Raw genomic sequence first — 13,887 nt, forward strand, 5'->3', positions numbered from 1 at the left:
CCGGTCGGGGCGTCTGCTTGACTCCGCACGCCGCACGCCCCCCGAACGCTCCCCGGACGTCCCGCAATCCGCCCCGCACTCCCGGACCGCCCCGCACCTCGCCGTTGGAGGCCGCCATGGAGCTCACCCGCAGACGCCTGCTGTCCGCCCTGTCGGCCGCCGGACTGCTGGCGGTGGTCCCCGCAGGACCGGCGGACGCCGCCGCGGGGGAGGAGGGCCGCGCCCGGCTCGTCGCCAACACCGTGGCCGTCTTCGCCGGGACCGTCGAATCGAACGTACGCCCGGAGACCGCCGCGAAGCTCGCGGCAGTCGAGCGGACCGCGCGGGCCGGTCTGAAGGCGATGGACGACGCGGGTGAGGGCGAGCTCTTCGCCGGTCTGGTGCTCGGCACCGACGAGGCCAACCTGAACACCGCCTTCCGCAGGCTGTACGAGATCGCCCTCGCCACCCGCACCCCGGCCCTTCCCCCGGACCTGTACGGCAGCACGGCCGTGCAGCACCGGGTGCTCGACGGTCTGGCCTGGCTGTACGAGCGCTACTACGGGGACCAGTCCAAGGGCTACTACGGCAACTGGTTCCACTGGGAGATCGGCATATCGCAGCACGTCAGCAAGGTCTTCGTCCTGCTGGCCGACGCCGTCTCCGCCCACCGCCCCGACCTGCTGCCCACCTACGTCGCCTCCATGGACGCCTATCTGCGCAACGGCATCGACGGTGACGTGGACCTCGACTCGCGCTTCCACACGGGCGCCAACCTCGCCGACATCACCACCAACCGGATCCTGCAGGGCGCCCTCCTGGGCGAGCCGGGCGAGGCCCGCATCCGCAAGGCCCTCACCGATCAGCTGACGGTCTTCGCCACCATCGACCCGTACCACCTGAACCACCAGGTGACGGACGGCCACTACGCGGACGGCTCCTTCATCCAGCACTCGTCCGTCGCGTACACCGGCTCGTACGGCAAGGGCCTGCTCACCCGCGTCGTGCAGACCCTCAAGATCCTCGACGGCACCGGCTTCGCGCACGGCGAGGAGCTCGTGCCGACCGTGTACGGGTGGGTGCGGAACGGTTTCGCCCCGCTGGTGTTCGAGGGCTGGATGATGGAGATCGTGAAGGGCCGCGCGGTGTCGCGCCCCGACTCCGGATACACCGACGTGGCGGTGGTCGTCGAGGCCGTCGTCGACCTCTCCTCACTCGCGTCCGGCGCCACCGCCACCGCCCTCAAGAGCTATGTCAAACACGTCAGGGCCACCTCGCGCGCCCCGCTCGACCCGGCCCGCTTCGTCTCGCCCCTCAGCGTCGTGCGGTACGCCGACATCCTCGACGACACCGCCGTGCCGCCCGCCGACCTCAACCCCGCCGCGCGCAGCGTCGCGTTCAACGCCATGGACAGGACGGTGCACCGCAGACCGGGCTACGCCTTCGCGCTCGCGCGGAGCTCCGACCGGATCAGCAAGTACGAGTACATGAGCGGCGAGAACCTCATGCCGTGGTTCCAGGGCGACGGCGCGTACTACCTCTATCTGTCGGGGCAGGACCAGAGCCGGGCGTACGGCGTCGACTACTACACGACGGTCTCGCCGTACGGCCTCGCCGGTGTCACCGCACCCGTCGAACAGCGGCGTACCGTACCGGAGTTGTACGGCAAGCAGTACTACGACAACCCCGACCATCCCCTCCACTTCACGTCGTCCTCCGAGTCGCAGAACACGTACGTCTACTTCCCGCGCGGCACCAATCCCTATTCGGGCGGCGCCGTCCTCGGCGCGTACGGCGCGGCGGGGATGGCGCAGTCCAGCGACGTGGCGTACCGCGACCAGGCGCTGCTGCCCGACGACTTCGTGGTGTACCGGGCCGCGACGGCGACGAAGTCGTGGTTCCTGCTTGACGACGAGATCGTGGTGCTCGCCGCCGACGTCGGTGACGGCGCGGGGCGGGCCGTCACCACGACCGTCGACGCCCGCGCCGCGGCCGCCGGTGACCGGATCTCCCTCACCGGGGCGCTCCGCGACGGCCGCCCCTGGACCGGGCCCGGCACCGCCGACCTGCGCTGGCTGCGCTACGCCAACACCACGGAGGGCACCGCCGTCGGATACGTCTTCCTCGACACGCCGAAGGTGCGCGTCGCCCTGGACGAGGTCACCCGCAGCCGCCGGGTGGTGCGCGCCGCCAACTCCGATACGGCCGTGACCCGTTCGGTCCTCGGCGTCACCGTCGACGGGGCGGCCGGTGCGCGACCGGCCCGCCTCGCCTACGCGCTGGTGCCGAACGCGGGAGAGGCCCTGCTGCGCGCCCACCGCCATGGGCCGCTCAAGGTCCTCGCCAACTCCGGTCACCTGCAAGCCGTCACGCACACCGGGCTCCGCCTGACGGCCGCCAACACCTTCACTCAAGGACGGCACGAGACCGCGGACCTGCGCGTGCACGGCCCCGCGTCGGTGATCGTCCAGCGCGGTGGCGACGGAGCCGTGCGCGTCGCGGTGTCCGACCCGACGATGGACCGGGACACCGTGACGGTCCTGCTCCGCGGCCGCCCTCTGCGGAAGGCCACCGGGGACCCGGAGATCCGGGTGAGCAGGGCCCCCGGTGGCACCCGCATCGAGGTCGACTCCCATCACGCGTACGGCAGGAGCTTCACGGTGACGCTGCAGGAGTGAAGCTCCCGCACCACACACTTGTGTGACGGAGACTCAGTTGGCCGTCCCGTCCACACTGATGGCCTGCACCGGGCACGCCCGCGCGGCCTCCCGCACCAGCGGATCGCCACCGCCGTCCTGACGCCCGGGCAGCACCTCGCTGAGGCCGTCGTCGTCCTGGGTGAAGATGCCCGGCGCTGTGAGCGCGCACATGCCCGCGCCCACGCACCGGTCCTTCTCGACGTGAATCGTCGTCACCTCCATGGCCTGCCCCTACCAGGTCACGGGGAGTTCGATCATCCCCTGGATCGTGTCGCCCGCCTTGAACGGGATGTCTTCCGGGGGCGCCGCGAGCCGCAGCCCCGGCAGGCGTTCGAAGAGGGTCCCCAGTGCGATCTCCAGCTCGGCGCGGGCGAGGTTCTGGCCGAGGCACTGGTGGATGCCGAAGCCGAAGGCCAGGTGGTGCCGGTCAGGGCGGTGCCAGTCCAGGTCCTCGGGGCCCTCGAAGACCGTGCCGTCGCGGTTGATGAGGGACGTCGCGAAGACGACGCCGTCGTTGACGCGGATGGTGCCTGCCGGGGTCTCGATCTCCTCCTTGGCCACCCGCAGCAGCCCGTCCGCGATGGACAGGAAGCGCAGCAGCTCCTCGACCACGCCCGGCATCAGCGGCGGATCGGCGCGCAGCCCGGCCTTCAGTTCGGCCAGCCGGTCGGGGTGCTGGAGCAGCGCGAACGTACCGAGCGAGATCATGTTCGCGGTGGTCTCGTGCCCGGCGATCAGCAGGATGGTGGCCAGCCTGACCAGTTCCTCCGGATTCACGGCGCCCGACGCGAGCTGCTCCTGGATCAGTTCGTCGAGCAGTCCGTCGCCGGGTTCCTTGCGCTTCTTGTCGATCAACTCGTAGAAGTAGATGTCCATTTGGTCCCGTGCCGCCTGGGTGTCCTCGGCGGTGGGGCCGCGCAGCAGCCGTCTCGACTGCTCCTCGAAGAACTCGTGGTCGCCGTAGGGCACCCCCAGCAGGGCACAGATCACCATCGAGGGCACGGGCAGCGCGAAGGCGCTCACCAGCTCGGCGGACGGGCCTTGTTCGACCATGGCGTCCAGGAGCAGGTCGACCGTCGCCTGGATCTGCGGGCGCATGGCGGCGATGCGCTTGACGGAGAAGCTGGGGATCAGCATGCGGCGCTGTACGTTGTGCTCCGGGTCGTCGACGCCGAGCAGGGCGATGCGGCGGTCGCGGAGCCGGGCGAAGCGTTCGGTCGAGACGGGGAAGGCCTCGTTCTCGCGGTCGGCGGAGAGCCTCGGGTCGATGAGCAGCTCACGGGCCGCCGCCCGCCCCGTGACCAGCCACGCGGAGCGGCCGTCGTAGAGGCTCACGCGGGAGAACGGTGGGTCGTCGCGCAGGGGGGTGTACGCGGTCGGCGGGTGGTACGGGCAGGTGCGGTCCTGAGGGAAGGCGATGGATTCGATGGGGTTCGTTGTCTCCGTCATGGAAGTACCTCGCAAGCGCAGTTCGTCCCTGATCCGTCCCCATTGGATGGCTGAGGCAACTAATTCGTCCACGACAAGACCGGCCAGATCGCTGACGCGCGGGATCTGTCCGGAACAGGTCCCTCCGCTCAACCTCTCTGCGTCTATGACTCCGCGGGCGCGACAAGGCGGCTTCGTGGCCGTGTCACCGCCCCACAGCCGCCGTTGAGGCCTGCCGGAGGAAACAATTCCGGCCGAGTACGCGCACCGCCGTGCGAAGATTCGGAGCGACCGCGCGGCCACTGTGGAGGACGATGATGTTCGCGATACCCCTGGGCGACGGAGCCGAACTGCGGCCGCTCGAACCCTGGCAGGCCGAGGAGTTCCTCGCGCACATGGACCGCGGCCGCGACTACATCGGCCGCTACGTCGGACTCCCCGGGATCACGGCCGACCTGGCCTCCGCACGCGCCTGGCTCCAGGTGTTCGCCGACAAGGCCGCCGCCGACACCGGCCGCCTGTACGGCATCCGGCTCGAAGGGCGACTCGTCGGCGGCGTCCTCCTCCGGGCCTTCGACACGGCGACGGACACCTGCGAGGTCGGCTGCTGGCTGGAACCGGACGCCGCCGGACGCGGCCTGGTCACCCGCGCGGTGCGCGTCGTCGTCGACTGGGCGGTCGAAGTGCGCGGCATGCACCGGGTGGAGTGGCTGGTGGCCCCCGAGAACACACCCAGCGTCAACGTCGCCAAGCGGCTCGGCATGACCCGCGAAGGACTCAAGCGCGAGGACGACCCCTATCGGGGCGTACGGCAGGACACCGAACTCTGGTCGGTGCTCGCACCCGAGTGGCGCGCGGCACGGCAGCCCGCTTCCCCTCGCGGCACGGACACGACGGACACGACGGATGCCGAGTACGCGAACCCGCGCCTCGCCGCGCTCAACGACGCCCTCGACCCCGACCGCTCCGACCTCGACGCGTACGTCGACATGGCGGCGGAGTTCGGCGCGCGCCGCGTCCTCGACATCGGCTGCGGCACCGGGGTCCTGGCGCTGCGGCTGGCCGGGCGCGGCATCGACGTCGTCGGCGTCGACCCGGCCGCCGCCTCCCTCGACGTGGCCCGCGCCAAGCCGGGCGCCAACCGGGTGCGCTGGATCCACGGCGACGCGACGGCGCTCCCGCCGCTGCGGGTCGACCTGGTCACCATGACGGCGAACGTCGCCCAGCAGATCACCGACCCGGACGCCTGGCGGGAGACCCTGCGGGCCGCCCGCGACGCGCTGCGGCCGGGCGGACACCTGGTGTTCGAGACCCGGGTCCCCGCCCAACGCGCCTGGCAGAACTGGAACCGCGAGGCCTCGCACGGCATGCGAAAGATCCCGGGCACCGGCTCGATCGAGACCTGGGTCGAGACGACCGCGGTCGAAGGCCCCTTGGTGTCGTACCGCTGGACCTACGCCTTCGCCGGGGACGACGAAGGGAACGGCGCCGGAGAGGTACTGACATCGGACTCCACGCTGCGCTTCCGCGAGCGCGCGGAGATCGAGGCGGAACTGACCACGCAGGGATACATGGTCGACGAGGTTCGCGACGCCCCGGACCGGCCGGGGCGGGAGTTCGTGTTCGTGGCGCGGTGGCCGGGGGCGGGCCCGGGGGCGGAGGCGGGGCGGGGTGCCGTCGCTCAGCTTCGGCCGAGGTCGGCGTAGAGAGCTATCTGGATCCCCAGCCCCACCAGGGCCGCGCTCTCGACGAGGGAGACCGTGACCAGCAGCCCGGTGAGATGCCCGTGGATCCAGAAGACGGTCAGGGCGGCCGCGGGACTGACGCAGAAGGCCAGCAGGTCCACGGCGAGCTGCAGCTTCTTGCGGCTCCCGCGCCGCTGGTCCCGACGGTGCGCCGCCTCCCAGCCGAGCACGCCGTCACCCCCGACCGCGTCGGTCAGATGGCGGGTCAGGTCGGTCCGGATGTACTGCCCGATGGCGGAGATCTTCTCGTCGTTCACCAGGTAGGTCCAGCCGAGCAGCACGGAGAGGGGTGGCAGGAGCAGGAGCAGTGCCGTCCTGCTGGCGGACGGGATCGTCGCGGCGATCACCGCGGCGGTGGCGGCGAGCATGGCGTAGATGAGGTTGTCCCGGAGGGTGATGCGGCTCTTCTGCTCGGCCTTCAGCTGCTCGTACTCGACGAGGAGCACACGCCCCCGCGTCACTTCTTCCGGTTCCGCCATCCCTCTCCCTCACGCTCGCTGCGGCTCCCTCACGTGAGATGGGGCAGCAGCGAACCGAACACGAACGCCGCGTTCCTGCTGGCGATCTCGTGGTGGCTGTCGTCCTTCTGCGAGTCCGCCGCGTCGGAGATCCCACGGACCACGAGCCAGGCCTGCGCGGCGTCCGCCCCGCCCAGGGCCGCGTGCACTGCCGTCGCGAGCCCGGCGCCCTCCGTCTCCACGGCGAGGATCTTGTCGTTGTACGCGCGCAGATAGCGGCGCTCATCGGCCCCCACGTCGGCGAGCACGGCCTCGCCGGACCCGATCGGGCCGCGCACCGCCCGGTGGCCGGGGGACTCGGGCAGCGCCCAGGGTTCGCCGTGGGCCGTGAAGAAGCTGTTGACGGCGTGCTGGACACCTGCCGTCACGGTGTGGGCGCGGCCACGGCGCAGGACGCCGTCCGATGTCACCCTGCGCGGCTCGTAGTGGATGACCTCCTGCGCGACGACGACATCGCCGAGGCGAGCGTCCGGATGGATGGAGCCTGCGATGCCCACCAGGACGATCAGGCGTGGGGCGTACGCCCTGCGCAGCTCCTCGACCGCGCTCCCTGCGGAGTGCTGCCCGGGGAGCAGCGACTGGGTGACGGTCACACGCACGGTTCGCTCGTCGCCTTCGCCGGTGTCGTGGGTGAACTCGTGGAAGACGACGCCCTGCCGGGTGCGTGTCACGGCGTGGGCGCCCCACTTCGAGAGCGCGTCGATCACGGCGCGGGTCTCCACGCTGAGCACGGTGACCACGCCCGCGTCCCAGACCTGTTCCCGCACGCTTCGGTCCTCGGCGGGCCCGGGCGCGACGCCGTGCTGGGTCACGCTCGTGCCCACACCCATGACGGCCGGCCCCTTGATGGTCACGTTTCCGGAGCCGCTGTTCTCGATCCCGTAATTGCTCATCCGGAATCCCCCCATTCGATCCGTCACTTGGAGACGCTGGTGTTCTCACCCATCGCTGTGTCCCCCAACTCGACATTCCCGGAACCCGAGTTGATGATCCCGTTGTTGAGAATGGCGGTGGCCCGCTGCATGAACTCGGTGGTGTCGACGCCGTGTTCCCTGAGGAATTCCCCGACCGTGGCCAGCAAGCGCCGTTCGATGACCTTGGCGTGCTTGGCGACGTCGAAGGTCTGGAAATAGCTTTCGTCCGCCTCGATGGAGGCCATTTCCCGTGCGCTGAGTTCGGCACCGATGTTGTTGCCGCGCTTCAGGCTCGACGCCGTCGCGTCGGGTGCCGCGCCGACGGACCCGAGCAGCAGCGCGGCGGCGCTCAGCAGCCGGAAGGGGGCCCGGACGGCCGACGGAAGGTGCAGGACGCCGGTGAAGGCGGCGCGGACCACTGCCATGCGCCCCGTCCTGCCCACGACGTCGACCGCGTGGTACTCCAGCCGGGTCGGCGCGAGGCCGCGGGTGGTGAACTCGATGTAGAGCGTGCGCCCTTGCAGCGACACATGGACGAAAATGGTCGTCACCAGGTCGCCGCCCCACGACTCGACCCGACAGGTCAGATAGTGACGGGCGGTCTCCGTGGGGCTGTCGAGCATGCGCCGCACCAGCGCTGTGTCCGGCGCGGCCTTCAGCTCACTCGCGTAGCTCTGCGCGTAACGGCCCTCCACGAAAAGGGAGTCGTTCACCATGAGCCCCGGCAGCCTGGTCTCGGGGTCGTCCTCCGTGCCCAACGCGGTGATGGCCCGGCGTAGTTCCTCCACGAGGTCCCAGGTGGGGAACGGCTTCTTCGCGAACTCCACGTCCTTCTCGCCGCCGATCCCCTTGGTCTCGACGAGGCGCTGGGCGAAGGACCAGGTCCCCAGGTGCCTGCCGCTGCCGATGAACGGCGTGTTCGCCCTGTACACGACCATCGGGTGCCGCTGCTGGCCGTCGATGACGGAGAGCCGTCGGCTCGTCCGCATGGGCTGCTCAGCGGCCAGCTGTGCCCGCAGCCGGTTCAGGGCGAGCTGGCGCAGGATCCCCGACGCCGCCAGTACGACGCAGGGGGCCGCGGCGATCAGGGCGGCGGCGGTGAACCCGCGCGCCCCGTCGTCCGCGACCAGCACACCACCAGCCACGACGGTGGCCAGTGCCGCGACAACCAGGCCTTTTTCATGGGCATGTGACAGAGACTCAGGAGGATGCGCTCGGTCGTCATCATCATCGGCGGCGCCGCGCGCACCGTATCGGCCGGGCAGGCGTGTGGCGATCGGGGCGAGGAGCGCGAGGTCGACGAGCACCGTCGTGGCGAAGAACGCGGCGATGGGCTGAACGACGTACGCCGTGCAGAAGATCGCGAGGATCAGGGCGTCCGTGACGGTCGAAAGCCACCAGGCGCGCCAGGCGTGCGCGAGGACGGGCACGAGATCGTAGCCGTAGGAGGGTGCGACGCGGCGTTTGCGCGCGTTGTAGACCTCTTGGATGACGGCGGTGCGGTATTGGGCGTCCATGTAGACGCCTGCGCACAAGCGCCGCGTCGCGGCTCGGTCCTGCTTACCCAATGACCCCACGGGTGTCTCGGGTATCGCCATGTGCCCCCCATTGTTCCCCAGTTGTGCCCCCGTCCGGGAACGTGGGAGGCAGCGTAGCGACGGCATTTCCGCGGCAACAGTTCATTGCCGGACGAATGTGCGTCGCCCTGGGGTTATTTCCGGGAGCAGATCACGCTCACCAGAGTGAATGCTGCGAAGAAAGGGCCCTCTGAAAGGGAAGTGAACCATTGGCGGCCGCGTGTTCCGTCGATGTGGCCCGCCCGCTCGGCAGGCCGCTCGTGCGGTGCCGGGCCGCCGCGACGTTGGCATGGGGGGAGTCAGTCAGTGCGCCGGTGCGGGAATCGGGGCGGCGGAAAAAGCGGTGGTGGTCCCGGTGGGGGTGTCGCTAAGCTCTGGGTGTTCCCAGGCGGTCGTCCGGCCGCCCGGTTCGGCCGAGCAGATCTGGAGGTGTTGACCGATGGCTGTCGTTGCGATGGGCACTGCCCGCATTCGGAAGTTCATCAAGTCCACCTCCGTGGTCACCGGCTGACCTGATCTCTCTCCGCGTCGAACAGCGTGCGCGGATGCCGGGGCCACCCCTGTGAAGGGTCCCCCTTGTCTTCCTCTTCTCTTTCTCCGTTTTCCTCTCGTACCTCCTCGCACCCCCTCGTCCCGTACGGCTGGGACGCGGACTGGGAGGCCGAGTTCGCGCCGTACGCGGCGCAAGGTCTGGTGCCCGGGCGCGTCGTCCGGGTGGACCGCGGGCAGTGCGACGTCATCACCGCCGACGGGACCGTGCGCGCCGACACCGAGTTCGTCACCCCGCGCGACCCGCTGAAGGTCGTGTGCACCGGCGACTGGGTCGCCGTGGACGCGGACGGCACCGACCCCCGCTACGTACAGGTGTATCTGCCGCGACGCACCTCCTTCGTACGCTCCACCTCCTCCAAGCGGTCCGAGGGCCAGATCCTCGCGGCCAACGTCGACCACTCGATCATCGCCGTGTCGCTCGCCGCGGAGCTCGACCTCGCACGGATCGAGCGGTTCCTCGCGCTCGGCTGGGAGTCCGGCGGCCAGCCCGTGGTCGTCCTCACCAAGGCCGACCTCGTGCCGGACGCCGTCACGCTCGGCCATCTCGTCGAGGACGTGGAGACCGCCGCGCCCGGCGTGCAGGTACTGCCGGTCAGCTCCACGTCCGGGGACGGCGTCGACGTGCTCGCCGCCGTCGTCTCCGGCGGTACGTCGGTGCTCCTCGGCCAGTCCGGCGCGGGCAAGTCGACGCTCGCCAACGCGCTCGCCGGGGCCGACATCATGGAGGTCCAGGCGATCCGTGACGTCGACGGCAAGGGCCGCCACACCACGACGACGCGCAACCTCGTCCTGCTGCCCGGCGGCGGCGTCCTCATCGACACGCCGGGGCTGCGCGGAGTGGGCCTGTGGGACGCCGAGAGCGGCGTCGGGCAGGTGTTCTCCGAGATCGAGGAACTGTCGGCCCGGTGCCGGTTCCACGACTGCGCCCACGACGCGGAGCCCGGCTGCGCGGTGCTCGCCGCCGTCGAGGACGGCACGCTTCCCGAACGCCGCCTCGACAGCTACCGCAAGCTGATCCGCGAGAACCAGCGCATCGTCGCCAAGACGGATGCCCGGGCCCGCGCGGAGCTGCGCCGCCAGTGGCGGTTGCGGGGGGCGGAGGGGCGGGCTGCGATGGAGGCCAAGCGGGGGCGCGTGCGCTGAGCTTGGGCGGATCGGGTCGTGGGGGTCTGGGGGTCTGGGGGGCTGGGGGCGTGGGGAGCTGCGGGTGCGTTGTGGCTGGGCGCGCAGTTCCCCGCGCCCCTGGGGCTGCGGCTGGGGTGCCCGGGTGCCCGGGTGCCCGGGTGTGCGGGTGTGCGGGTGCTCGGTGGGGGTACTCCGTGTCTGAAATCCGCCAGCCCGGGCGTCGTCGCGGCTTCACAATGGAGGCGTGATCGATGAAGAGACCAGGTACGAAGCCGTGCGCAGCAGGGACGCCCGCTTCGACGGGGAGTTCTTCTTCGCCGTCGAGACGACCGGCATCTACTGCCGCCCCAGCTGCCCCGCCGTCACCCCCAAGCGCAAGAACGTCCGCTACTACACCACCGCGGCCGCCGCCCAGACCTCCGGTTTCCGCGCCTGCCGCCGCTGCAGGCCGGACGCCGTCCCCGGCTCCGCCGACTGGAACGTGCGCGCCGACGTCGTGGGCCGCGCCATGCGCATGATCGGGGACGGCGTCGTCGACCGCGAGGGCGTCCCGGGGCTCGCCGTGCGCCTTGGCTACAGCGCCCGGCAGGTGCAGCGCCAGCTCACCGCCGAGCTGGGCGCGGGCCCCGTCGCCCTGGCGCGCGCCCAGCGCGCCCACACCGCCCGCGTCCTGCTGCAGACCACGGACCTGCCGGTCACGGAGATCGCCTTCGCCGCCGGGTTCGCCAGCGTCCGGCAGTTCAACGACACGATCAAGGCGGTGTACGCGCTGACGCCGACCGCCCTGCGTGCCGCCGCCCCCCGCCGCGGCACGGCCCGCGCCACCCCCGCCGCCGGTATCCCGCTGCGCCTCGCCCACCGGGGCCCCTACCGCGCCGACGCCGTCTTCGACCTGCTCGCCCACGAGGCGGTCACCGGGATCGAGGAGGTCACTGGCGACCGGGGCGCCCGCACCTACCGCCGTACGCTCCGGCTGCCGTACGGCACGGGCATCGTGGCCGTCCAGGAGGCGCACCACGACGCCACGACCGGCCCCGGCACCGGCTCGGGCAGCGAGGCCGTGCACCGCGGCGGCTGGCTCGACGCCCGGCTGCACCTGACGGACCTGCGCGACCTCACCACTGCCGTACAGCGCCTGCGCCGCCTCTTCGACCTGGACGCCGACCCGTACGCCGTGGACGAGCGGCTCGCCGCCGACCCCCGGCTCGCCCCGCTCGTCGCCGCCAGGCCCGGGCTGCGGTCGCCGGGCACCGCCGACCCCGACGAGTTCGCGCTGCGCGCGCTGGTGGGGCGGGCGGGCGCCGAACGCCTCGTGGAGCGGTACGGCAAGGTGCTGGACGCCCTGTGCGGCGGTCTCACCCACACCTTCCCCGCCCCGGCCGCGCTGACCGCCGAACCGGGCGCGCCCGGCGCGCTGGCCGCGGCGCTCGCGGATGGCTCCCTGCGCCTGGACGCGGGCGCGGACCGCGACGACGCGGAGGCGACGCTCCGCGCCCTGCCCGGCCTGGACGCGCGGACGGCCGCGGTCATCCGGATGCGGGCACTCGGCGACCCGGACGTGGCCCTGCCGGGCGGACCGGAGCCGGTCCTGGACGCATGGCGCCCATGGCGCTCCTACGCCCTGCACCACCTCGTCCTCGCGGATTCAGCGGATTCAGCGGGTTCAGCGGGTTCAGCGGATTCAGCGGGTTCAGCGGGTTCATAAGAGGCCCACCCCGACGGCCGGTGAGAAAGGCCGGGCTCAGCCCCACACCAGCGCCCCCAGCCAAGCCCCCACGATCAGCAGGCACGCGAACAGCTCCGTCAGTACGCTGCCCCCGCCCATCCGCATCGCCGTCCGCGTCGCCGCCACCGCCTCGCCGTGGCCGCCGAGCCGCAGCCGTTCCCCGGCGTAGATCCCGCCGATGAACCCCGGGATCGCCCCGATCACCGGCAGGACGCAGAAGCCGAGCAGCGCGCCCGCCCCGGCGAAAACCGCCATCCGGCTCGTCGCGCCGCTCTCGCGCAGCCGTCGGGGCGGCAGCTGCCAGCGCACGGCCTGTGCCGCGAGCAGCACGACCGTCGCGCCGACGAGGATGCCCCAGGCCAGGCCGTTCGGGTCCTGCAGCGTCCACCAGAGGACCGCGGCCCACACCAGCCACGCCCCGGGCACGCCGGGCACCAGCACTCCGCACAGGCCGAGCAGCATCACCACGCCGACCAGCAGGAGTTCCCATGCTCCCATCTGCCCAGGGTGCCGCAGATCCGGCGAAACCGCAGGTCAGGTTAGTCCTGGTCCGGGTGACCCGGTAGCGGCAGCGGCTGCTGCCGTCGCGCGACCCAGTCCCTTTCGTACGCGTGCCAGCCCAGCTGGAGCCGCGTCGTCACGCCGGTGAGCTCCATCAGCCGCTTCACCCTGCGCTGCACCGTGCGCAGCCCCAGGTCGAGCTGTTTGGCGACGCTCGCGTCCGTGAGACCGGCGAGGAGCAGGGAGAGGATCTCCAGGTCCGTGCCGTCGGGGCCCTCGGGGGCGTCCTCGGCGAGGGTGCTGCCGTCCTCGCCGATGCGCAGCGGCAGCGCGTCCCGCCACACCGCCTCGAAGAGGCCCGTCAGCGATTCCAGCAGGCCGCTCGCGTGCACGACGAGCGCGGCGGGTTCCGCCGTGCGCGAGGTCAGCGGGACCATCGCGAGCGTGCCGTCGGCGATCACCAGCTTGGTCGGGACGCGGTCCACCACCCGCACCTGTTCGTCGCGGCCGATCGCCGTCGAGAGCTCCACCAGTCCCGTCGGCAGGTCGAGGACCGTGCGCTCGACCACGACGCGGTAGCGCACGCCGCGGTCCGTGGCCTGCTCCTCGGCGCTGTTCTCCGTGCCGGTGATGGCGACGGGGCTGCCGGTCACCAGCGCGCACACCTCGGCGCTCGCGCCCAGCTGCAGCTGGAGGAAGCGCTGCGAGACGGCGGCCGCCCCGGTGACCACCTCGACCAGGTCGTGGACGGTGGGCTCGGTGGCCTGCGCGCGGTACTCCTCGGCGAGCAGGGTCGCCGCGAGCTCGGCCTTCTCCAGTTCGTGCCGCTGCTGGGTGAGGAGCGCGCCGAGCGCGACGCCGGGCGGCGCCGCCACCCAGCGGCCCGCCCTGCCGGACGCCTGCGCGGCCAGGCCGTGCCGCTCCAGGCGGCGCAGCGTCCGCTCGGTCTCCGGCTCGCCGAGGGTGAGCCTGCGCGCGAGATCCGCCACGTCGGCGGCGCCCACCGACACCAGCGCCCGGTACGCCGACTCGTGCGTCTCGTCCAGCCCGATCGCTGCCAGCATGCGGCGACGTCCCTCCCCGAGGCTCCGTTCGGACGGCGTCGTGGCGGGAAACAGCCACG

At 71.7% G+C, this 13,887-nt stretch carries 11 protein-coding genes and 1 pseudogene; 5 read left to right on the forward strand and 7 right to left on the reverse strand.

Annotated features, from left to right (window positions below; translation table 11 throughout):
• Nucleotides 1-116: 116 nt before the first annotated feature.
• Nucleotides 117-2,657: a polysaccharide lyase family 8 super-sandwich domain-containing protein gene (locus AC068B_RS11940; protein ID WP_478670923.1), complete on the forward strand. Its 2,541-nt coding sequence runs from the start codon at nt 117-119 to the stop codon at nt 2,655-2,657.
• A 33-nt stretch (nt 2,658-2,690) separates the two neighbouring features.
• On the opposite strand, the gene AC068B_RS11945 is transcribed toward AC068B_RS11940, so the two are convergent.
• Together AC068B_RS11945 and AC068B_RS11950 are read right to left on the reverse strand one after the other, a co-directional pair.
• Entirely contained in the window at nt 2,691-2,900 is a 210-nt protein-coding gene (locus tag AC068B_RS11945; protein ID WP_478670926.1) for a ferredoxin, read from the reverse strand.
• Nucleotides 2,901-2,909: 9 nt separating this feature from the next.
• Nucleotides 2,910-4,127, reverse strand: coding sequence for a cytochrome P450 (locus tag AC068B_RS11950; RefSeq protein ID WP_478670928.1), 1,218 nt, complete (start codon nt 4,125-4,127; stop codon nt 2,910-2,912).
• A gap of 296 nt (nt 4,128-4,423) precedes the next feature.
• Between AC068B_RS11950 and AC068B_RS11955 the strand changes: the two are divergent.
• Both AC068B_RS11955 and AC068B_RS11960 read left to right on the forward strand, forming a co-directional pair.
• Nucleotides 4,424-4,861, forward strand: a pseudogene (locus tag AC068B_RS11955) (GNAT family N-acetyltransferase); the annotation flags it as partial.
• Nucleotides 4,862-4,867: 6 nt separating this feature from the next.
• Complete coding sequence (locus AC068B_RS11960) at nt 4,868-5,812, forward strand: class I SAM-dependent methyltransferase (RefSeq protein WP_478671280.1); 945 nt, start codon at nt 4,868-4,870, stop codon at nt 5,810-5,812.
• On the opposite strand, the gene AC068B_RS11965 is transcribed toward AC068B_RS11960, so the two are convergent.
• From AC068B_RS11965 to AC068B_RS11975, 3 genes are read right to left on the reverse strand one after another with little or no spacing between them, the layout of a single operon-like run.
• Nucleotides 5,788-6,330 (reverse strand): hypothetical protein, encoded by a 543-nt coding sequence (locus tag AC068B_RS11965; protein ID WP_356249266.1) that lies wholly within the window; start codon nt 6,328-6,330, stop codon nt 5,788-5,790. The two genes, AC068B_RS11960 and AC068B_RS11965, sit on opposite strands and share 25 nt — an antisense overlap.
• A gap of 29 nt (nt 6,331-6,359) precedes the next feature.
• The gene (locus AC068B_RS11970) at nt 6,360-7,262 is read right to left on the reverse strand and encodes a 5'-methylthioadenosine/S-adenosylhomocysteine nucleosidase family protein (protein WP_478670931.1); all 903 of its coding nucleotides are present in this window, start codon (nt 7,260-7,262) and stop codon (nt 6,360-6,362) included.
• A 23-nt stretch (nt 7,263-7,285) separates the two neighbouring features.
• Nucleotides 7,286-8,800, reverse strand: coding sequence for a hypothetical protein (locus AC068B_RS11975; RefSeq protein WP_478670934.1), 1,515 nt, complete (start codon nt 8,798-8,800; stop codon nt 7,286-7,288).
• 636 nt (nt 8,801-9,436) lie between these two features.
• Here AC068B_RS11975 and rsgA point away from each other — a divergent pair.
• Both rsgA and AC068B_RS11985 read left to right on the forward strand, forming a co-directional pair.
• Nucleotides 9,437-10,555 (forward strand): ribosome small subunit-dependent GTPase A, encoded by a 1,119-nt coding sequence (rsgA, locus tag AC068B_RS11980; RefSeq protein WP_478670937.1) that lies wholly within the window; start codon nt 9,437-9,439, stop codon nt 10,553-10,555.
• 229 nt (nt 10,556-10,784) lie between these two features.
• Nucleotides 10,785-12,242: a DNA-3-methyladenine glycosylase 2 family protein gene (locus AC068B_RS11985; protein WP_478671282.1), complete on the forward strand. Its 1,458-nt coding sequence runs from the start codon at nt 10,785-10,787 to the stop codon at nt 12,240-12,242.
• Nucleotides 12,243-12,278: 36 nt separating this feature from the next.
• On the opposite strand, the gene AC068B_RS11990 is transcribed toward AC068B_RS11985, so the two are convergent.
• Nucleotides 12,279-12,761 (reverse strand): DUF456 domain-containing protein, encoded by a 483-nt coding sequence (locus AC068B_RS11990; RefSeq protein WP_478670940.1) that lies wholly within the window; start codon nt 12,759-12,761, stop codon nt 12,279-12,281.
• A gap of 41 nt (nt 12,762-12,802) precedes the next feature.
• Nucleotides 12,803-13,828, reverse strand: a complete 1,026-nt coding sequence (locus AC068B_RS11995; RefSeq protein ID WP_478670943.1) for a helix-turn-helix domain-containing protein — start codon at nt 13,826-13,828, stop codon at nt 12,803-12,805.
• Nucleotides 13,829-13,887: the final 59 nt, after the last annotated feature.

Source organism: Streptomyces sp. NPDC042371 (assembly GCF_056437465.1).

Coding starts and splice junctions, on each gene's coding strand:
- AC068B_RS11940 (WP_478670923.1), top strand. CDS start 117: ATGGAGCTCACCCGCAGACGCCTGCTGTCCGCCCTGTCGGCCGCCGGA.
- AC068B_RS11945 (WP_478670926.1), bottom strand. CDS start 2,900: ATGGAGGTGACGACGATTCACGTCGAGAAGGACCGGTGCGTGGGCGCG.
- AC068B_RS11950 (WP_478670928.1), bottom strand. CDS start 4,127: ATGACGGAGACAACGAACCCCATCGAATCCATCGCCTTCCCTCAGGAC.
- AC068B_RS11960 (WP_478671280.1), top strand. CDS start 4,868: ATGACCCGCGAAGGACTCAAGCGCGAGGACGACCCCTATCGGGGCGTA.
- AC068B_RS11965 (WP_356249266.1), bottom strand. CDS start 6,330: ATGGCGGAACCGGAAGAAGTGACGCGGGGGCGTGTGCTCCTCGTCGAG.
- AC068B_RS11970 (WP_478670931.1), bottom strand. CDS start 7,262: ATGAGCAATTACGGGATCGAGAACAGCGGCTCCGGAAACGTGACCATC.
- AC068B_RS11975 (WP_478670934.1), bottom strand. CDS start 8,800: ATGGACGCCCAATACCGCACCGCCGTCATCCAAGAGGTCTACAACGCG.
- AC068B_RS11990 (WP_478670940.1), bottom strand. CDS start 12,761: ATGGGAGCATGGGAACTCCTGCTGGTCGGCGTGGTGATGCTGCTCGGC.
- AC068B_RS11995 (WP_478670943.1), bottom strand. CDS start 13,828: ATGCTGGCAGCGATCGGGCTGGACGAGACGCACGAGTCGGCGTACCGG.